This window comes from Labrys sp. 22185 (assembly GCF_052045555.1).
Classification (GTDB): domain Bacteria; phylum Pseudomonadota; class Alphaproteobacteria; order Rhizobiales; family Labraceae; genus Labrys; species Labrys neptuniae.
This window is the reverse complement of sequence record NZ_JBQEPH010000003.1, coordinates 1-19668: the sequence shown is the minus strand read 5'-3', so window position 1 is coordinate 19668 and position 19668 is coordinate 1. Positions and strand designations below refer to the sequence as shown.

Annotated in this window: 18 protein-coding genes; 9 read left to right on the top strand and 9 right to left on the bottom strand. The window is 62.9% G+C overall.

From position 1 onward, the window contains the following. Window positions 1–8: 8 nt before the first annotated feature. A complete protein-coding gene (locus ACTJKX_RS07615; RefSeq protein ID WP_440724886.1) occupies window positions 9–1574 on the bottom strand; it encodes a 4-hydroxyphenylacetate 3-hydroxylase N-terminal domain-containing protein in 1566 nt (521 codons plus the stop codon). Window positions 1575–1631: 57 nt separating this feature from the next. Between ACTJKX_RS07615 and ACTJKX_RS07610 the strand changes: the two genes are divergently transcribed. The 3 genes from ACTJKX_RS07610 to ACTJKX_RS07600 are packed head-to-tail and all read left to right on the top strand — an operon-like array spanning window position 1632 to window position 3528. Beyond that, on the top strand, window positions 1632–2570 hold the full coding sequence (locus ACTJKX_RS07610) for a helix-turn-helix domain-containing protein (RefSeq protein WP_440724885.1): 939 nt from the start codon (window positions 1632–1634) through the stop codon (window positions 2568–2570). 60 nt (window positions 2571–2630) lie between these two features. Continuing rightward, window positions 2631–3125: a homoprotocatechuate degradation operon regulator HpaR gene (gene hpaR / locus ACTJKX_RS07605; RefSeq protein WP_311944012.1), complete on the top strand. Its 495-nt coding sequence runs from the start codon at window positions 2631–2633 to the stop codon at window positions 3123–3125. Continuing rightward, the gene (locus ACTJKX_RS07600; protein ID WP_394313638.1) at window positions 3112–3528 is read left to right on the top strand and encodes a hypothetical protein; all 417 of its coding nucleotides are present in this window, start codon (window positions 3112–3114) and stop codon (window positions 3526–3528) included. Before hpaR ends, ACTJKX_RS07600 begins: the two co-directional genes overlap by 14 nt. A 32-nt stretch (window positions 3529–3560) precedes the next feature. Here ACTJKX_RS07600 and ACTJKX_RS07595 read toward each other — a convergent pair whose 3' ends face one another. From ACTJKX_RS07595 to ACTJKX_RS07570, 6 genes are all read right to left on the bottom strand, one after another. Beyond that, a complete protein-coding gene (locus ACTJKX_RS07595; RefSeq protein ID WP_367626002.1) occupies window positions 3561–5123 on the bottom strand; it encodes a SpoVR family protein in 1563 nt (520 codons plus the stop codon). An 11-nt stretch (window positions 5124–5134) separates the two neighbouring features. Next, entirely contained in the window at window positions 5135–6442 is a 1308-nt protein-coding gene (locus ACTJKX_RS07590; protein WP_394313640.1) for a YeaH/YhbH family protein, read from the bottom strand. Between the two features lie 21 nt (window positions 6443–6463). Then, a complete protein-coding gene (locus tag ACTJKX_RS07585; protein ID WP_311944017.1) occupies window positions 6464–8410 on the bottom strand; it encodes a PrkA family serine protein kinase in 1947 nt (648 codons plus the stop codon). Between the two features lie 420 nt (window positions 8411–8830). After that, a complete protein-coding gene (locus tag ACTJKX_RS07580) occupies window positions 8831–9280 on the bottom strand; it encodes a DUF411 domain-containing protein (RefSeq protein WP_440724884.1) in 450 nt (149 codons plus the stop codon). A gap of 20 nt (window positions 9281–9300) precedes the next feature. Beyond that, window positions 9301–9930, bottom strand: coding sequence for an SCO family protein (locus ACTJKX_RS07575; RefSeq protein WP_394313643.1), 630 nt, complete (start codon window positions 9928–9930; stop codon window positions 9301–9303). After that, a complete protein-coding gene (locus tag ACTJKX_RS07570) occupies window positions 9927–10943 on the bottom strand; it encodes a LysR family transcriptional regulator (protein ID WP_394313645.1) in 1017 nt (338 codons plus the stop codon). Before ACTJKX_RS07570 ends, ACTJKX_RS07575 begins: the two co-directional genes overlap by 4 nt. Before the next feature lie 90 nt (window positions 10944–11033). Here ACTJKX_RS07570 and ACTJKX_RS07565 point away from each other — a divergent pair, with 90 nt between their 5' ends. The 3 genes from ACTJKX_RS07565 to ACTJKX_RS07555 all read left to right on the top strand — a co-directional run bounded on the left by ACTJKX_RS07565 (window position 11034) and on the right by ACTJKX_RS07555 (window position 13889). After that, the gene (locus tag ACTJKX_RS07565; protein ID WP_440724883.1) at window positions 11034–11981 is read left to right on the top strand and encodes an MBL fold metallo-hydrolase; all 948 of its coding nucleotides are present in this window, start codon (window positions 11034–11036) and stop codon (window positions 11979–11981) included. A 14-nt stretch (window positions 11982–11995) separates the two neighbouring features. After that, window positions 11996–13000, top strand: a complete 1005-nt coding sequence (locus ACTJKX_RS07560; RefSeq protein ID WP_440724882.1) for an alpha/beta hydrolase — start codon at window positions 11996–11998, stop codon at window positions 12998–13000. 85 nt (window positions 13001–13085) lie between these two features. Further along, window positions 13086–13889, top strand: a complete 804-nt coding sequence (locus tag ACTJKX_RS07555; RefSeq protein WP_440724881.1) for a CDP-diacylglycerol diphosphatase — start codon at window positions 13086–13088, stop codon at window positions 13887–13889. 132 nt (window positions 13890–14021) lie between these two features. Here ACTJKX_RS07555 and ACTJKX_RS07550 read toward each other — a convergent pair whose 3' ends face one another. Next, complete coding sequence (locus ACTJKX_RS07550; RefSeq protein ID WP_440724880.1) at window positions 14022–14300, bottom strand: hypothetical protein; 279 nt, start codon at window positions 14298–14300, stop codon at window positions 14022–14024. On the opposite strand from ACTJKX_RS07550, the gene ACTJKX_RS07545 reads away from it, so the two are divergent. Together ACTJKX_RS07545 and ACTJKX_RS07540 are read left to right on the top strand one after the other, a co-directional pair. Further along, window positions 14281–14655 carry an SPW repeat domain-containing protein gene (locus ACTJKX_RS07545; protein WP_440724879.1) on the top strand — a complete coding sequence of 125 codons (375 nt, stop codon included), beginning with the start codon at window positions 14281–14283 and terminating at the stop codon, window positions 14653–14655. The genes ACTJKX_RS07550 and ACTJKX_RS07545 overlap by 20 nt on opposite strands. Window positions 14656–14964: 309 nt before the next feature. Further along, a complete protein-coding gene (locus tag ACTJKX_RS07540; protein WP_440724878.1) occupies window positions 14965–16131 on the top strand; it encodes an aminotransferase class V-fold PLP-dependent enzyme in 1167 nt (388 codons plus the stop codon). Window positions 16132–16174: 43 nt separating this feature from the next. Here the strand turns inward: ACTJKX_RS07540 and ACTJKX_RS07535 are convergent, their stop codons facing one another. Beyond that, window positions 16175–17134, bottom strand: a complete 960-nt coding sequence (locus ACTJKX_RS07535; RefSeq protein WP_440724877.1) for a LysR substrate-binding domain-containing protein — start codon at window positions 17132–17134, stop codon at window positions 16175–16177. Window positions 17135–17458: 324 nt separating this feature from the next. Here ACTJKX_RS07535 and katG point away from each other — a divergent pair, with 324 nt between their 5' ends. Continuing rightward, entirely contained in the window at window positions 17459–19666 is a 2208-nt protein-coding gene (gene katG / locus ACTJKX_RS07530; RefSeq protein WP_440724876.1) for a catalase/peroxidase HPI, read from the top strand. Window positions 19667–19668 lie beyond the last annotated feature (2 nt).

Sequence of the window (19668 nt, the reverse complement as noted above, 5' to 3'; positions counted from 1 at the left end):
CGGCGGCCTCACTCGGCCGCGGCGGCGCGTGCCGGGCTGACCTCGCCGAGCGGCGGCAGCCAGGTCTGCCCGGTCCAGCCCTTCTCGTCGTAATCGGCCATGCATTGGTCGACCAGGGCTTCCATCTCCCGAAGGCGTCCGCCACGCTCGGCGCCCTTGAGCACCTGCAAGCGGACTTCCTCGGGTGCGCCGGCATAATTGAGCTCGTACAAAGCGTGGCGGCCGGCGAATTCCGTGCCCGTCGCGTCCCATAAGAGCTTCATGATCTTGATGCGCTCGATATGGCCCATGTCGTTGGAGCCGCGCACATATTGGGCGAGGTAGCGGTCGATCTCGGGGTTGGCGAAATCCCGGGCCGAAGAGGGCAGATAGATCAGGCCGGAGGCGATGGTGCGCCTGACGATGTCGATCACCCTGGGATAGGCTTCCGACATGAAGGTGCGGTAAGCGAGCGCCGCTTCCAGGTTCGGCAGCACGGCACCATCAGCCCAGGGAATGGGGTTGTGGGCCATGGCATTGGCGAAGGACCAGAACTGGTGGCGGATGGCGATGACTTCGCCGAGCATGGCCTGGTTGCCGCGGAAGGCATCGCCGCCGGTGGCGCGCAGGGCCTTGGCGAGCAGGCCGGCGAGGAAATCGAGCTTCACGCCGAAGCGGATGCAGCCCTGAAAGCAATAGCCATGCATGAAGCCGGAGGCGGGATGGAAGGACAGGATCTTGCCGGCATCGCGCAGCACCAGCACGTCCTCCCAGGGGACGAAGACATTGTCGAGCACCAGGATGGCGTCGTTCTCGTCAAAACGGGAGGAGAGCGGATAGTCGAAGGGCTGGGCGGTGCGGTTGGCGGTTTCCTCATAGGAGGTCCGGCAGAACATCTTCACCCCTGGCGCGTTCATCGCCAGGATGAACATCACGGACAAGGACGGGTCCTCGGTGACGGTGGCCGAGCTCTGGGCGAGGAAATTGTAGTGGGTGAGGGCGGAGGAGGTGGCGACCACCTTGGCGCCGGAGACGTAGATGCCCGCATCGGTCTCCTTGGTGATGTGGACGAAGACGTCCTTCACCGCGTCGGCCGGCTTGTGGCGGTCGATCGGCGGGTTGACGATGGCATGGTTCATGAACAGCACGGCTTCCTGGGCGCGCTTGTGCCAGGCCAGCGCATTGTCCCTGAAGGGGCCGTACCAGTCGGCATTGGCGCCGAGCGTGTTCATCAGCGCCGCCTTGTAGTCGGCGGTGCGGCCCATCCAACCATAGGTCATGCGGGCCCAGTGGGTGATGGCGTCCTTCTGCGCCACCAATTCGGCCGAAGAGCGCGCGACGCGGAAATATTTGTGGGTGTAGCCGCCCGAGCCCGTGTCGGTCGGCGCGGTCAGGATCGGCTTGGTCTTCTCGTCATGCAGGGCGTCGTAGAGCCGGGCCAGCGAGCGCGCCGAATTGCGCATGGCCGGATGGGCGGTGACATCGGCTACCCGTTCGCCATTGATGTAGAGCTCGCGCCCGTCGCGCAGCGAAGCGAGATATTCGGCACCCGTGAAGGGTCGTTTTGTATCGGCGCGAAAATCTTCTGATCGCATCGCCGTCCTCCCTGATGTTCGTTGAGGTGAGGCTAGGCCTTGCCGGCGGCGTGTGCCATGGACAGAATGGCAAAATCGCTTGTACTTTTTTCGGCGGCGCTGATGGCTCATCAGGTTCCCAGTTTCTTCGTCTATGGCGAGCCCGATCGCCCGATCGATCTTGGGTTTTTGCATGTGGAAACGGTGATGGAGCGCAGATCACTGCATTCAGGCCAGGTTTCCGCTCATAAACATGACAGGATGGCTCAGATCACCTTCTGGAGCAGGGGCCGGGGCGAATATTTCATCGAAGATCGGCGGCTGGACTTTATCGCACCAGCTGTCAGCTTCATTCCCAGCGGCGTGGTGCATGGTTTCACTGTCGCGCCGGATGAAAGCGATGCCGTCGTCGCCTCGATTGCCGACAGTGCGCTGCCGCCGATCGCTGCGCTTTCGGCCCTGCCGATCGAGGAGCCGCTCATGGTGCGCGGACAGGCCGAGAGCCGTTTCTGGCCTTCTCTGGCCGCGACCATGCAGCGGCTGCTCGAGGAGTATCAGCTGGGGCAGGGGGCACCCCTGGCAGCCTTGCTGGCCGTGGCGATGAACGACATCGCCCTGCTCGGCCGGACCGGCCGTACCGGCGAACGCGAGGGCCATGACCTTGCTTTCGCCTTCCGGCGCCTGGTGGACCGGCATTTCCGGGATGCCTGGCCGGTCGAGCGCTATGTCGCGGCGCTCGGCACCACGCCGCATCTGCTCGCCAGGGCTTGCGGCACCTCCCATGGCCTGTCCGTCAAGGCCTTCATCGACAGGCGGCGCCTGATCGAGGCCAAGCGCCTCCTGGTCTTCACCATTCGCTCGGTCGAAGACGTCGCCTATGAGATCGGCTTTCGTGATCCAGCCTATTTCTCGCGCTTCTTCCGCAAGCACGCCGGCGCGCCGCCGGGCCAATGGCGCGCCGGGCAGGTGCAACCTTCCCATCTGGGGGCGGCGAAAGAACCATCGCCGACGGTTTGATCAAACGTCGATGTATGCGAGTAGTGCTCAATTCCCTGAGCCGCTATCGGGGGACGATGCATGGATGAAGTGAAGGAAGCGCTGCCGGTGATCGAGGAAGCAAGGTTGAAGGAAACGCGGCGTTCCCTGCCGATCGCGCTCCTGCGGGCGCGCGAGGCCGTCATGAGCCATTTTCGCCCCATGCTCGCCAATCACGGCGTGACGGAACAGCAATGGCGCGTGCTGCGTGTCCTGAACGAGGCTGGCACGCTCGATGCCTCCGAGGTCGCCGATCGCGCCTTCATCCTGGCGCCCAGCCTGACCCGCATGATCCGTTCGCTGGAGGAGCGCGGCTTCATCTCCAAGCACAAGGACAAGGGCGACGGGCGCCGCGTGCTCCTGAAGCTCGCGCCCGCCGGCGAAGACGTCATCCACGAAGTCCTGCCCGACAGCCGCAAGATCTATGCCGTGCTGGAAGAGCGTTTCGGCCGTGAGCGCATCGATCAGCTGGTCGACCTTCTGGGAGAACTCGCGACGTTTCGCAACGAATCCGAAACGCCCGATGATCTTGCGTGAGCCGATGACCGCACCCGCTTCAGTCCTGCACGAGTTGCCCGGTGGGGAGGAACTGCTCGCCTGGTTCGGCCGGGTACCGAGCTTCCGCGATGGCTATTTGCTGGAGATCGCCTTCTTCGGCAAGGGGCAGGTGCTCATGCGCATCCATGCCTGGATCCTGACGGACAAGGTCGATGACCAAGGCCATCTGATCACCGACAGACATGCCGTCGTCACCTTCGCCCTGGACGGTGTGAGTACCATCGAGTGCAGAGATTTCGACATGGTGCCCGGCATCATCCTCGATCTGGATGTCACGCGGGTGGAGGAGGGCCTACGCTTCGAATGGAGCGCGAGCTATGGCGTGGATGGTGCCGTCACGGCGCGGCAGGCCCGCATCACGCTGGAGCCGGGCAGGCCCTGAAGGCATGCCTCGCGTGTCAGGCCGCGACCAGTTCACCCGCCTACCTGGCGGGTCGAACATTCATAGATCCTGTTTCCCGTGCGGGCGTCGATGCCTTCCAGGCTCACCTCATAGCCCCAGAGGCTGCGGATATGGCGCAGCGTCGCGTCGCGGCTGTTGGGCTCCAGCACGATGCCGTCATTGACCTTGTGCTGGAGGCGCAGATGCCGGTCGCCCAGCAGATCCACGTCGACGACCTGGATGTCCGAGCGGTTGGCGCCGATATCGTAGCTATGGGCGAGGGCGGTGCGAATATTCTCGTAGCCGCGCTCATTGTGGATCGAGGCGACCTTGTAGAAGGATTCGTTGGCGGCATCGGACAGGACGAACATCCGCCATTTGCGGATCAGCGTCGGGCTCAGATATTGGCGGATGAAGGACTCGTCGCGGTAATTGGCCCAGGCGTCGAGCAGGACTTCGCGCCAATTGCCGTTGCCCGCGAATTCCGGAAACCAGTCGCGATCCTCCGGCGTCGGCTCGGTCGAGATGCGCTGGATGTCCTGCATCATGTCGAGGCCGAGCGCATAGGGATTGATCCCGGAAAAGCGGGGATCGTCATAGCCCGGCTGGAACACCACGTTGGAATGGTTGCGCAGGATCTCGAGCATGGCGCCCTCGCTGATCCGGCCACGGTCGAACAGCGCGTTCATCAGCGTATAATGCACGAAGGTGGCGCAGCCCTCGTTCATCACCTGGGTCTGGCGCTGCGGATAGAAATATTGGGCGATGACACGCACGATCCTGAGGATTTCCCGCTGCCATGGCTCGAGGATCAGGCTGTTTTTCTCCAGGAAATAGAGCAGGTTTTCCTCGGGAAGGTTGAGAGCTTTCTTCCGCTCGGGCGTGCCGTCCTTGGCATCGTCGGGCCTGTCGCCGCCTTTGGAGGGCGGCAGCGTGCGCCAGAGATCATTATAGGTGCGCTCTTCATATTCCAGCCGCTCGCGCACCCCCTCGCGCTGCTTTTCCGAGGATAGTTTGGGCGGGCGACGATAGCGGAACACGCCCTGTTCCATCAGTGCATGGGCGGCATCGAGTATGGCCTCCACTGCAGCGACGCCATGCCGTTCCTCGCAGCGGGTGATGAAGCCCTTGGCGAAATCGAGATAGCCCAGGATCGCGCCCGCATCCGTCCATTGCTGAAACAGATAATTGTTCTTGAAGAAGTGATTGTGGCCGAGCGCCGCATGGGCCGTCACCAGGGCCTGCAGGGCCATGGTGTTTTCTTCCATCAGATAGACGACGCAGGGGTTGGAGTTGATGACGATTTCATAGGCGAGCCCGCGTCCACCCTTGCGGTACATCAGCTCCTGATGGAGGAAATGCTTGCCGAACGACCAATGTCGATACATCAGCGGCATGCCGACGGACGAGTAGGCGTCGAGCATCTGTTCGGAGGAGATGATCTCCATCTGCACGGGATAGGTGTCGAGATTGAGCTCCTCGACCGCCAGCGCCTCGATGGCATCATAGGCCCGCGACAACGTCTTGAAGTTCCAGTCCGAGCCTGAGAACAGCAAGTCGGCGTTGGGCGCATGCTTGGGCGTCGGCTTGGGCATCGGCGCTCCTTTCACCCGCCCTGCGAGGCGGGCTGCCTGGTGAAGAGCTGGCGAAAAACCGGATAGATGTCCGAAGCCTTGGCGATGCGGCTCATCTGGAAGTTCGGCCAACGCTCGGTAACGGCCGCATAGGCCTGCCAGAGCGAGGTTCCGTTCTCGGTGCCGCCGAAGATATGACTCTCGCGCTCGTCGATGATCTCGACATAGGCGAAATACTGGCACAGGCGCATGATCTCGCCATCGAGCAGCGCGATGCAACGCCCGGAATCGGTGGCGATGTTGTCGCCGTCCGAAGCCTGGGCGGCGTAGATGTTCCATTCATTGGAAGGATAGCGCTCCTTGATGATGCGCTGCATCTCCTCAAGGGCGGTCGAGACCACGGTGCCGCCGCTCTGAGTCGAGTAGAAGAAGGTCTCCTCGTCAACTTCCTGCGCCTCATGGGTATGGCGAATGAAGACGATGTCGGTGCGCTCGTAGCGCCTCTTCAGAAACAGATGCAGCAGGACGAAGAAGCGCTTGGCCAGGTCCTTTTCCCGTTCCCCCATCGAACCGGACACGTCCATGAGACAGAACATCACCGCATTGGCGTTCGGCAGCGGCTGTGCGTCGAAGCGGTTGAAGCGGATGTCGACCGGATCGATATAGGAGATCACCCGGCGCCGGCGTTCCAGCCGGTCGAGCTCCGCGCGCAGCTCGGCGATGCGCTGGTGCGCTGCGGGACCCGCCGCGCCGGTATCGATCTCCTGCAATTCCCGGAGGATTGCGTCCAGCTCCTCCTGTTTCGGGCGCTTGAGGGCAATGCGGCGGCCATGGCTGTTGCGCATGGTGCGCCCGACATTGATATTGGTCGGCGAGCCGCTCACCGAAAAACCCGCCCGACGCGGCTTGACGATCAGGATCTCCTTGAGGTTGAGCTTTACCATATCGGGCAGCTCGAGATCCTCGAAGAAGAGGTCGAGTACCTCCTCGCGGGTCAGCACGAAGCGGAAATCGTCTTCCGAGTCGGCCAAGCCCGGAGCCGAGCCTGACCCTGCTCCCTGATTGGGCTTGGAGACCCTGTCGCCCGGCGCAAACTGCTTGTTGCCGGGCAGGACGTGATGGCGACCGCCGCTGTCCCTGGCCTCGCGGAAAGTCGGCTCGCTCGTGCCGTGCACCGGCATCGAGACGGAATGCTTGGCATCCACATCCGCGATCTTGCCCGTCTTGATCTGGTCGCGGATGCTCTGCTTCAGCTCGGCGCGCGCCCGACGCAGGAAGCGCTGACGATTGCCAAGGCTCTTGTCCTTGGGATTGAGGCGGCGATCGATAAAGATTGGCATGGGAACACCACCCGGCCGGGATCAACCCGCCTTGTTTACACGCATATACCAATCCACCAGCCGACGCACCTGCCGCTTGGTGTAGCCGCGCGCCTCCATGCGCTGCACGAACTCCGTATGCCGCTTCTCGGTCACGCTGTCCTGCTTGGAGCCGAAGCTGATCACCGGCAGGAGATCCTCGACCTGGCCGAACATCCGCTTCTCGATGACTTCCCGCAGCTTCTCATAGCTGGTCCAGGCCGGGTTGCGGCCGTTGTTCCTGGCCCTGGCGCGCAGGGTGAATTTAACCACCTCGTTGCGAAAATCCTTGGGATTGGCGATGCCGGCCGGTTTTTCAATCTGGGATAGCTCCTTGTCGAGCACCTCGCGGTTGAGGACCTGGCCGGTATCGGGATCTTTGTAATCCTGATCCTCCACCCAGGCATCGGCATAGGCGATGTAGCGGTCGAACAGGTTCTGGCCATATTCCGAGTAGGATTCCAGATAGGCCTTCTGGATCTCGTGCCCGATGAACTCGGCGTAGCGGCTGGCCAGCTCCGATTTGATGAAGTCGAGATAGGTGGTTTCCGTTTCCTTCGCGAACTGCTCGCGCTTGATCGCCTCCTCCAGGATGTACATCAGGTGCACGGGATCGGCGGCCAGTTCCTGGGTATCGTAGTTGAAGGTCTGCGACAGGATCTTGAAGGCAAAGCGCGTGCTGACGCCGGTCATGCCCTCATCGACGCCGGCGGCATCGCGATATTCCTGGACAGCCTTCGCCTTGGGATCCAGCTCCTTGAGATTTTCGCCGTCATAGATGCGCATCTTGGTGTAGAGCGGCGAATTGTCGAACTCGGCCAGCCGGGTCGACACCGAGAAGCGGCTGAGGATATCGAGCACCTCCGGCGCGCAGGGGCTGCTGGCCAGTTCGCTTTCGCGCAGCAGTTTTTCGTAGATCTGCCTTTCCTCGGTGACGCGCAGGCAATAGGGCACCTTGACCACCAGGATGCGGTCGAGGAAGGCTTCGTTGTTCTTGTTGCTCTTGAATTGCAGCCACTCCGACTCGTTGGAATGGGCCACGACGATGCCCTGATAGGGGAAGGCGCCGAAATTTTCGGTGCCATTATAGCTGCCTTCCTGGGTGGCGGTCAGCAGGGGATGCAAAACCTTGATCGGTGCCTTGAACATCTCGACGAATTCGAGCAGCCCCTGGGTCGTGCGGTTGAGCCCGCCGCTGTAGGAATAGGCGTCCGGGTCCGACTGGCTGAAATGTTCGAGTTGGCGGATATCGACCTTGCCGACCAGGGCTGAAACGTCCTGGTTGTTTTCGTCGCCAGGCTCGGTCTTGGCGATGCCGATCTGGCGCAGCCGCGAGGGCACCAGCTTGACGACACTGAATTTGGAGATGTCGCCGGACAATTCATCGAGACGCTTGGCCGCCCATGGGGAGATCAGGCCATTCAGGCGCCGCCGCGCGATGCCGTATTTGTCTTCCAGGAGCTCGCCCATCCGATCCGGATTGAACAGGCCGAGCGGCGACTCAAAAACCGGGCTTATCTTACCGCCCACTTTGAGCGTGTAGATGGGGCGCTCTTCCATCAACTTCTTCAGCCGTTCCGCTAGGGAAGACTTGCCACCGCCGACGGGACCGAGGAGGTAGAGGATCTGCTTGCGCTCTTCCAGGCCCTGGGAGGCATAGCGGAAATAGCCGACGAGCCGCTCGATCGTATCCTCCATGCCATAAAAATCGGCGAAGGCAGGATAGGTCTTGACCGTGCGGTTGGCGAAAATCCGCCCGAGGCGCTCGTCCTTGCTGGTATCGACCAGTCTCGGCTCGCCGATCGCGTCAATCATCCGCTCGGCCGCCGAGGCGTACATCGATTGGTCCTCGCGGCATGCGAGCAAATATTGCTGGAGGCTCATCTCCTCCTGCGCCGCGCTGGTATAATGTTCCGCAAACAGGTCGAAAACGTCGCTTCTCTCAGTCATGGCAGCCTCCCATGGTGGCTGATCGGGTTGACTGCGCCCTTGCTCACTCAACTGCAGGAAACCCGTAGAGTTCCGAGTGACTCACAAAGAACATCCGCTAAGATTGCGGCAGATTATGGTAGTCTGGTGCCGATAAGTATTTTTATCTAGAGTGCGATCGAAAAATTAATGTTCGTCGCTCAGCCACCTCACGCTTGTGGCCCTCGCCGCAAGTATGAATCGGCTGATCAACAAGGACCAATCTAACGCATCATCGTTGATTCGTCCGTGCATGTGCGCACCGTTCACAGCCAAAATACACTGCCGGCAGCCCGGAAGGGCACGTGATGCGGAGGCGGGCATGGCCATGGCTGGCAAGCCGCGGCAAAGCGACGCGACCGGCGTCGAGGCCGCCTGATGTGTGTTTTCTCGAAGGGAGGATCAGCGATAGCGAGCGAAGACCTGGGTGGTGCCGTCCTTACGCAGCAAGAGGACGTCATGGGGCTCGGCATCGGCTCTGCCTTCACCCATGCCGGGCGAACCGATGGGCATGCCGGGTACCGCCAACCCGACCGCGTCGGGACGTTCGGCGAGCAGGCGCGCGATCTCGCGGGCCGGAACATGGCCTTCGATGACGTAGCCGCCGATCAGGCCGGTATGGCAGGAGGCGAGGCTCTGCTCCACGCCCAATTGCAGCTTGCGCCGCTGCAATTCGTCCGACGGGAGTTGCCGGACGTCGGTTGCATAGCCCTGCTCCTGCAGATGACGGGCCCAGCCGACGCAGCAACTGCACCCCTCATTGGTGAGGATCTCGATGACGGGGCCGGCCGCATGGGCAAGGCCGGGCAGGGAAACCAGCGTCGCAACCGAAAGGCCGCGAAGGACTTTCACGACTGAGTTTATTTTCATCTTCAGGCCTTTGTATCGATAATCCGACGTAATTTCTGAAGCTTGGTCTCACGCGGCTCATGCATGTCGAGCATACTGGCAAACTTGCCATCGGCATCCATCACATAGACGCCGGCGGTATGATCCATGGTGTACTCGCCGCCTTCCATCGGAACCTTGCGGGCATAGGCGGCGAAGGCCTTCACCATGGCGTCGGTTTCCGCCCGGCTGCCGCGCAAGGCGAGGATGCGCGCATCGAACGAGCTCATGTATTGCGCCAACAGGTCCTGGCTGTCCCGTTCGGGATCGACAGTGATGAAGAGGACGTTGAAAGCATTGGCGGCAGGGCCGAGGGTGCTCATCAGATCGGTGAGATCGGACAGGGTGGTCGGACAGACGTCTGGACAATGGGTGAAGCCGAAAAAGGCGAGATAGGGCTTGCCGGCAAGACGTGCATTGTCGATCGTCTCTCCCTTGTGGGAGGTCAGCCGGAAGGGACCACCGACCCTGGCCATGTCGATGACGGGTTTGTCGGTCGCCGGCCCGGCGGCGCCTTTCCATGTCTCCGGCAACAGGGCGTTCGCCGCGAGCAGCAGCGCGGCGACCGCGATGGCACTCCAAGCGGCGATACGGACGATTTTCAGAGCTATCATCGTGCCCGCTCCTTGCGCAGGCCTTGCCCTGCCAATTCCAATGTCAATTCCGTTCGTCTCGTTTGTTTTGGTGGATTCTCGGCCGCTTCCTCGAAGGCAAGGAGCGTATCGGCAACTTCGGTCCTGAACCAGGACGAAGCCGGATCCTGGTCGAGACGGGCCGACCAGACCATCGAGACGGCCGGCAGCGCGAGGTCGAGGGGAGCAGGCCCCGCCGCCAGGCCGAAGCGTGGCCCGTAAAGCTGTGCCATGCGCGTCGGTATCGTCGTGATCGTCGGGGAGGCGGCCACCGTCGCCAGCACACTCAGAAATTCGGACGATGCCGACACCACGTTGAGCTTGGCGTCGATGGCATCGAGGGCGGCTTCAAGGCAACCTTGCAGGCTGTCGGTCAGTGTGACCAGCGCATGTGGCAGCGCCAGATAGTCGGCCAGGCCGATCGGCATGGCAATATCAAGCCGGCCAGGATTGAAGACGCAGCTCAAGGCCTGCTCGAACAGGAATTGCGCCTTGTGACGCTGGGCAACGGCCTGGAAGCAACCGACGGCCAGATCCAGAGTGCCTTCATCCAGCAGGCGATGAACCTCGTCGCTTCCCGCCTGTCGGCTGAGCAGCCTCACGCCGGGGGCGGCCTGGCGCAGGCGTGCCGTGATTTCGGGTATCAGCAAGAGCTCCACTTCGCTGGAGAAGCCCAGGCGGAACGTGCGCTCTTCCGTTGCCGGGTCGAAGGTCGAGGGTGCATGGAGGGCAGCCTGAATCTGTGCCAGGGCGACGCGGACGGGTTCGGCCAGTGCGAAGGCATAGGCAGTCGGCTGCATCACGGTTCCCACGCGGATGAAGAGCTCATCCAGCAGCAGCGCGCGCAAGGTCGACAGGGTATGGCTCATCGCCGGCTGCCCGATCTTGAGGCGTGTCGCCGCACGCGTGACGCTGCGCTCCTGCATCAAGGCATCGAAAGCCACCAGGAGGTTGAGGTCGAAGGAACGAAGATCGAAATGGTTGATGCGCGACATGAGCCGTATCGATTTCTAATATGGTCTCGATAGCGCTAAATCCTGCACTGAACAATGCCGTTCTTCGAGCCGGCAGATGTGGAGCAGGACATGAAGCAGGACACGGAACAAGCCCTCGGATCCTATCGGGTCGGCGCAGCCACCATCACCAAGATTCCGGAATTGGCACTCGACGGGGTCGATGCCGCTCTCCTCTATCCCGATTGTGATCCCGGCGCGGCAGCCGAGGAAGCACGAAAACTGGGACGAGGATCGGTCGACGAGCAGACGGGGCTGTTGCGCCAGAGCGTTCACGCCTGGCTGGTGATGACACCGGATCGGGTCATTCTCGTCGACACGGCTTCCGGCAACGACAAGGAGCGTCCCGGCCTGGCAGTGCTGCATCACCTCGACGAGCCGTTCCTAGAGCGGCTGAAGGTGGCGGGCGCCAGGCCTGATGACGTCGACCTGGTCCTGCTGACCCATATTCACGCTGATCACGTCGGATGGAATACGCGCAGGGTAGAAGGACGCTGGGTTCCAACCTTTCCGAATGCCCGCCATGTCTTTTCCGCCCGCGAACGCGCCTATAATGCGGCGCTCGCGGCAGCGACAGGCTCGGACGCCGCGATCCGGGCCGAAGCGGACCTGGGCGCCATGGCTCGCCTGCCGCTGCCTGGCGTGTTCGAAGACAGCATGAATCCCATCATCGAGGCGGGGCTGACCCGGGAAATCACGGTGGACGGCTCGGAAGCGGAGGAAGGCTTCTTCTTCTTTCCCAGTCCCGGCCACAGCATCGATCACGCCTCGATCGGTTTTCGTTCGGAAGGCGAATATGCCCTGTTCTGGGGAGATGTGCTGCATCATCCCCTCCAGATTGCCAGGCCGGACTGGAACTCGGCCTATTGCGAGTTCCCGCAGGCAGCCGCCGCGTCGCGCCTTTGGGCACTGAACCATGCGGCCGAGACCGGTGCCCTGGTGCTGACCACGCATTTCGCCGAGACCTCCGCCGGCCGCGTCCGTCGCGACGGCAAGACCTTCAGCTGGCAATTCGTCTGAACAAGGAGCCCGTCATGACTTTAGCCGACACCCTGTCGATGCCCCGCATCATTGCCCGGACCCAGCTGATCGCGAGTGACACGCCGGACGTCCAGCTGCAGCTCCTCAACAAACGGCCGGATGGCATGAATGCCTTCAGTCCCGAGAGGACCCTGGTGATGATGCATGGCGCAACCTTCTCCTCGGCGAGTCTGTTCGACGTGCCAGTCGGCGAGGGCTCGTTCATGGATGTGCTGGCGCGTGCGGGCTACGATGTCTGGGCTGTGGATGCGCGGGGCTATGGCGGCTCCACGCGCATGATCGAGATGGAGCAGCCGCCCGAGGGCGGCGTTCCGCTGACTCCGGCCCTCACGGCGGCGCGGGATCTTGCCGCGGCGATCGACTTCATCCGCCGCGAGCGTGGCATCGCTCGGCTCGGTGTGCTCGGCATGTCATGGGGCGCGACAATTGCCGGCATCCTTGCCAGCCAACCCGACGCGCCGGTCGAGAAACTGGTACTGGTGACACCTCTCTGGCTCTCGGAGAAGCCGTTGCGCATCGATGCGGGAGGGCCGCTCGGGGCCTATCGCCTGGTGAGCCCGCGGGCTTTCTCGGCGGCATGGCAAGCACCGGCGCCCGAAGAAGCGAGGGAAACCCTGATACCCAGGGGCTGGTTCGAGGCCTGGGAGAAGGCGACTCTGGCGACCGATATGGGTTCGCCCGTGCCGGGCACGATCAGGGCCCCTTCGGGTGCCGTCCAGGATGTGCGTGCGCATTGGACCGCCGGCAGGCCGCTCTATGATCCCGCCGGCATAGGCTGTCCGGTGCTCCTGGTCGGCGGTGAATGGGATATCGATGTCCGGTTCGACATGGCACACGATCTGTTCACTCGCCTTACCAACGTGCCCTACAAGCGGTTCGTCGAGATCGGGCAAGCAACGCATATGGTGCTCATGGAGAAGAACCGGGCGCAGGCTTTCGATACGGTAATCGGCTTCCTTAATGAAGGCTTCACGCGGGGCGACTACGTGGCTCGATAGCAGGCGGGCTCGCGCATGCCGAGCTTTGATGGCTCTTGGTTACGGCGCGGACCCTCGATATCGATGGAGCCAAGGAGAGGAAAGCATGAGGACACGCGCGATCGGTTGGCGCAGGACCGTGATGGCTCTCGCCATCGCCGCCGTACTCGCCGGGCTCGCCTTGTTTTTCTTCCTCGCACGCTTTCTCGATCCCGATGCCCTGTGGAAGATCGTCGACGGGCAATGCGTGCCGGAACAACAGCAGCAGGCCGAGCGCCGGCATTGCATCGAGGTCGACCTCGGCAAGGGTGTCGATCGCGGGTTTGCCATCCTCAAGGACAATGCCCCGACAAAACCCTATAATTACCTGCTCATCCCGACGAAACGCATAGCCGGCATCGAGGACGAGGCCCTGCTGGCGCCGGATGCGGAGAACTATTTCGAGCATGCCTGGGCCGCGCGCTTCCATCTCGGCGCGATCCTCAAGCGCAACCTGGATTGGAGCATGGTTGCGCTGGCCGTGAACTCGGCAAAGGACCGATCCCAGAACCAGCTTCATATCCATGTCGGCTGCGTTAGGCCGGACATTCGCAATACGCTGAAAAACAGCGAAGCGAAGCTCTCGGAAGGCTGGTCGCCCCTCGAGCTGCCGACCTCCGATCGTCCCTATCTCGCATTAAAGCTGAGGCAGGACAGCCTCTCCGGCTTCGACCCGTTCCGAAAGATCGCCGACGACATTCCCGGCGCCAGGGCTGCGATGGGTCTTCAGACCGTCGTCGTGGTCGGCGCGGTCTTCGGGGACGAGAGCAAGGGCTTCTATATCCTCAGCCGACGCCGGGAGGATGGCTCACCGGCTCATGGCGAGGACCTGATCGATCCGACCTGCCAATTGGCCAGGCAGTCGCAATAGACTGGCTGGGAGCAGAGGCCGGAGGCTGCTACGCTGACGGCCACGCTCCGGTTCCGTCACAGGACTTCCATTTGGAAGGTAATCAATGCGGCGTCATCCGTGACGCAAGACGCCGACACTTCGGCACACTGGCTAATAAGCCAGCGATGCCCTGATGGAAATCATGCGATGAAGACTGGCTCCGGCCGATTGCAAGTCACGATCGGCAAACGTCTTGCGCTCTACGTCGAATGAACTGCTCAGCATGATAAGACGCATTGTAATCACTAGGTTTTCTTGAGATAATGCAGACAGTGCGAAGAACGCCCGGCTGAGGATGTTCTCAAGCAACGCACGGTGGTCCTCAAGGGCGTTTGAGCCAAGCTCATCGTAGCCTGAGAGGAGGCGCGTTATGGCAACGTTCAAAGTCATGGGGCCCTTGGGGCTCTTGCAGCACCGACGCTGGGAGGACATCGCCTCGATGATCCTCGGCGCCGCAATCATCATCTCTCCGCTATGGCTCGGCACCACCGAAACGCCGACCGTGATGCTGGTCACGGCGCTGGTCGGCGCGGCCGTCGTGGTGCTGGCCAGCCTGGAGGTGGTATTTCTGCGACGTTGGGAGGAAATCCTGGCGCTCGCCTGCGGCGTGTGGCTGGCAATCCAGCCATTCGTGTTCGCCTATGGTCAACCGCTGCGCATCTGGCACATCGTGCTTGGCGCACTCGTGGCGATCCTGGCGATCCTGGAACTCTGGCAGGACCGCAATCGCGACATGTCGGCATAGATTGGGTTGACCAGACGGATATGGCCAGGCCTCTCGCTCAGGCCTGGCCTGTTTGCTTGGCAGCCATCGGCCGGATGCCGAACATAGTTCGATCGCCATCCAAGAAAGCGAAGAAAGCGCTGTGCACCGCCAAGGCCGGCTCTGTCCTTGGTCCATGGAGGCTGAAGAGCCGGGCGTGAGGTCGATGCCGGAAGAGACGCGCCGTGTTTGGTGAAAGCCCGCGAGCCGCCAGTTCGAGCCCGCTTGGCGGCAGGTTCAATTGCTGTAGTGTCTCGGCTTTCGAATGCGAGTCGCGCCAGAAGGGAAGAGATGATGACTGCCTTGTTGCCGAATGTGGACCCCGAAGGTCTCCTCGAATATTCGGTGGTCTTTACCGATCGCGCGCTCAACCATATGTCGCAGGTCTTCCAGGGCGTCATGCGGGACATCTCGCAAACCTTGCGCCGCGTCTACAACGCGGAAGAGGCCGGCGGCGTGGCCCTGGTGCCCGGCGGCGGCACCTATGCGATGGAGGCGGTGGCGCGCCAGCTCGCCCAGGGCAAGAAGGTGCTGGTCATCCGCAATGGCTGGTTCTCCTATCGCTGGACGCAGATTTTCGAGATGGGCGCCATTCCCGCCGAGAGCATCGTGCTGAAGGCGCGCCAGACGCAATCGGAATCGGGCGTGCGCCAGCTGCCCTTCCAGCCCGTGCCGATCGAGGAGGCCGTGGCCACCATCGAAGCGGAGCGCCCGAATGTCGTCTTCGCGCCGCATGTGGAGACCGCCTCCGGCATCATGCTGCCGGACGGATACATGAAGGCAATCGCCGATGCGGCGCACAAGGTCGGCGCGCTCTTCGTCCTCGACTGCATCGCTTCGGGCTGCGTCTGGGTCGACATGAAGGAAGTCGGCGTCGACGTGCTGATCTCGGCGCCGCAGAAGGGATGGAGCGCTTCGCCCTGCAGCGGCATCGTCATGCTGAGCGAAGCCGCGAAAGCCGAGGTAAAGGCCACGACCAGTTCCTCCTTTGCCTGCGATCTGAAGAAGTGGCTCGAGATCATGGAGGCCTATGAGAAGGGCGGCCATGCCTATCATGCCACCTTGCCGACCGATGCCCTGCGCGGGTTCCGCGACGCCGTGCTGGAAACCGAGGCGAGGGGCTTCGAGAAGGTGAAGGCGGCACAGCTCGAGCTCGGGGCTCGCGTGCGCCAGCTCTTCGCCCAGCGGGGTTTTGCCAGCGTTGCCGCGCCGGGCTTCGGAGCCCCCGGCGTGGTCGTCTGCTATACAGACGATCCCGGCATCAAGTCCGGCGCCAAGTTCGTTGCCGTCGGCGTGCAGGCGGCTGCGGGCGTTCCGCTCATGTGCGACGAGCCTGCCGACTTCCAGACCTTCCGTATCGGCCTTTTCGGCCTCGACAAGCTGGCCGATATCGACCGCACCGTGGGCAGTCTCGAACGGGCCTTGGGAGAGGTCGTGGGTACCGCCAACATCAGGTAGCTGCGAAGCGGGCATATGCCTAGCGCTCCGTCCCCCGAAGAGATCACGAAGGCTGGTGAAGAGCGGCAGGCGGGCGCTGCAGATCAGACGTGTTCTGGTCGTGGCGTAGTTTCAAGAGCTCGGCCGCATCCCGCACCACTTTCGAGATCTCGAGCAGTTGTTTGACCAGGGGACTTGTCTTGCGCCAGATCATGCCGATGGTGCGCGAGGGCTGGGGGTTGGCAAAGCGGGTGATGGAGACCTGTGCCGAGCGCGTTTCCATCGGCACGGCCATTTCAGGGATCAGGGTAACCCCGATGCCCGCCCCGACCATCTGGACGAGAGTCGACAGGGAGCTGCCGTCCAGCAATTCGCGTGTCCGCAGGGACGGGGCATTGCAGAAGGCCAGGGCCTGATCGCGGAAGCAATGACCCTCCTCCAGCAGGAGCAGCCGCATTTCGCTGAGCATCTCCCGGTCCGGCACGGGCTTTCCCTCGTCCTCGCTTGGGCGCACCAGCACGAAGCTTTCGGTGAACAGCGCGACCTCGTTGAAGGAGGGCTCCGATACCGGCAGGGCGACGATGGCCGTGTCGAGTCGCCCGTCGATGAGTTCCTGGATCAGTCTGGGGGTCACGGTTTCGCGCACATGGATATCCAGGCCCTCATGCGAGCGGGCGAGATTGGAGACGAGGGTCGGCAGCAGATAGGGCGCGACGGTCGGGATCACCCCGATGCGCAGCGGCCCGACCAACTGGTCCTGCCAGGCTTGGGCCAGGTCTCCCAGCGCCTCGACGGCGCGCAGAATGTCACGGGCCCGTGAGGCGAACTCGGTGCCGAAACTGGTGAGCCGGATCTGGCGCGCGCCTCTTTCGAACAGGGCCAGGCCCAAACCTTCCTCCAACTCCTTGATCTGCATCGACAGGGCCGGCTGGGAAATCGCGCACGCATCAGCCGCCCGGCCGAAATGGCTGTGCCGCACCAGGGCCTCGACATAGCGCAGTTGCCGCAACGTCAGATTTTTCATAACCTAGCCTTATCGCGACCATCGGAAAAGCTGACTTAAACTGATGGCCGGACTCTAGTAAAGCTCTAAACGGGGATGGGGATGTGAGTCGAAGGCGACTCGTATCCCGCATGTGACCCCGCCAATGCCGCCTTGAGGGCGCACAGAATCCGGGTGGCCGCGATTAATGTCGTTTGCAAGGTGTTCCATTGCGGTGAGCGGCTGGCATGAAATCATGCCGCGCCCCGTGTGCCATTCGTCCCGGTGGCCGTGACACGCGCGTGTTGTTCTCAGACGCGATAGTGCCCGGCCAGGCAAATTTCATCACAAGAACCATTGGAGGCAATGATGGACGGAAGCGATACGCCGAACACCGGCAAGTGTCCGGTCGCGCATGGATCGCGGCCCGGATTTGAGGTTCGTTCGAACCGCGACTGGTGGCCGAACCAGCTGAACCTGAAGATCCTGCACCAGCATTCGAGCCTGTCCAATCCGATGGGCAAGGGCTTCAACTATGCGCAGGAATTCAAGAAGCTCGACTTGGCGGCGCTGAAGCAGGACCTTTTTGCGCTGATGACGGATTCGCAGGAATGGTGGCCGGCCGATTTCGGCCATTACGGCCCGCTGTTCATCCGCATGGCCTGGCACAGCGCCGGCACCTACCGCACCGGCGACGGGCGCGGTGGCGCGGGTGCGGGCCAGCAGCGCTTCGCCCCGCTCAATTCCTGGCCCGACAACGTTAATCTCGACAAGGCCCGCCGCCTGCTCTGGCCGATCAAGCGCAAATACGGCAACGCGATCTCCTGGGCCGATTTGATGATCCTGACCGGCAATTGCGCGCTGGAATCGATGGGCTTCAAGACCTTCGGCTTTGCCGGCGGCCGCGAGGACGTGTGGGAGCCCGAAGAGGACGTCTACTGGGGCAGCGAGAACGTCTGGCTCGACGACAAGCGCTACAGCGGCGACCGCAATCTGGAGAACCCGCTGGCCGCCGTGCAGATGGGCCTGATCTATGTCAATCCGGAAGGCCCCAACGGCAATCCCGATCCGCTGGCGGCGGCGCGCGACATCCGCGAGACCTTCGCCCGCATGGCGATGAACGACGAGGAGACGGTGGCGCTGATTGCCGGCGGCCACACCTTCGGCAAGACCCATGGTGCCGGCGATGCCGCCAATGTCGGGCCGGAGCCGGAGGCGGCCGGCATCGAGCTGCAGGGCCTTGGCTGGCACAACCAGTTCGGCAGCGGCAAGGGGGGCGACACCATCGGCTCGGGGCTCGAGGTGACCTGGACCTCGACGCCGACCAAATGGAGCAACAACTTCTTCTGGAACCTGTTCGGCTATGACTGGGAGCTGACCAAGAGCCCGGCCGGTGCCCATCAGTGGCAGCCCAAGCATGGGGCGGGTGCCGGCTCGGTGCCGGATGCGCATGACCGCTCCAAGCGCCATGCTCCTTCCATGCTGACCACGGACCTGGCGCTGCGCTTCGACCCGGCCTATGAGAAGATCTCCCGGCATTTCTTCGAGAACCCGGACGCCTTCGCCGATGCCTTTGCCCGGGCCTGGTTCAAGCTGACCCATCGCGACATGGGTCCGCGCGCCCGCTATCTCGGCCCGGAGGTTCCGGCCGAGGAGCTGATCTGGCAGGATCCGCTGCCGGTCGTCGACCATGGCCTGATCGACGACAAGGACGCGGCCGAGCTCAAGGCCAGGATCCTGGCTTCGGGCCTGTCGACCGCCGAGCTGGTCTCCACCGCCTGGGCTTCGGCCTCGACCTTCCGCGGCTCCGACAAGAGGGGCGGGGCCAATGGTGCGCGCATCCGCCTGGCGCCGCAGAAGGACTGGGCGGTCAATCAGCCGGCGCAGCTGGCCAAGGTGCTCGGCGTGCTGGAGGAGATCCAGCAGGGCTTCAACGCGGCGCAGGCCGGTGGCAGACAAGTCTCGCTGGCCGATCTGATCGTGCTGGGCGGCAATGCCGCGGTCGAGCAGGCGGCCAGGCAGGCCGGGCAGGACGTGGCGGTGCCCTTCGCGCCGGGCCGCACCGATGCGAGCCAGGAACAGACGGATGTGGAATCCTTTGCCGTGCTGGAGCCGGTGGCGGACGGCTTCCGCAACTATCTGAAGACGACCTACAGCGTGCCGGCCGAGGGGCTGCTGGTCGACAGGGCCCAGCTCCTGGGCCTGACGGCGCCGGAACTGACCGTGCTGGTCGGCGGCCTTCGGGTGCTCGGCGCCAATGCCGGCGGCAGCCAGCACGGCGTGCTGACCGACCGGCCGGGGGTGTTGACCACCGACTTCTTTGTCAACCTGCTCGACATGGGCACGGCCTGGAAGGCGACCTCGGCAGCCGAGGACGTGTTCGAGGGTCGCGACCGCGCCACGGGCGAGGTGAAGTGGACCGGCACCCGCGCCGACCTGGTGTTCGGCTCCAACTCCCAGCTGCGCGCCCTGGCCGAGGTCTATGCCAGCGACGATGCCAAGGCCCGCTTCGTCGCCGACTTCGTCGCCGCCTGGACCAAGGTCATGAACGCCGATCGCTTCGATCTCGTCTGATC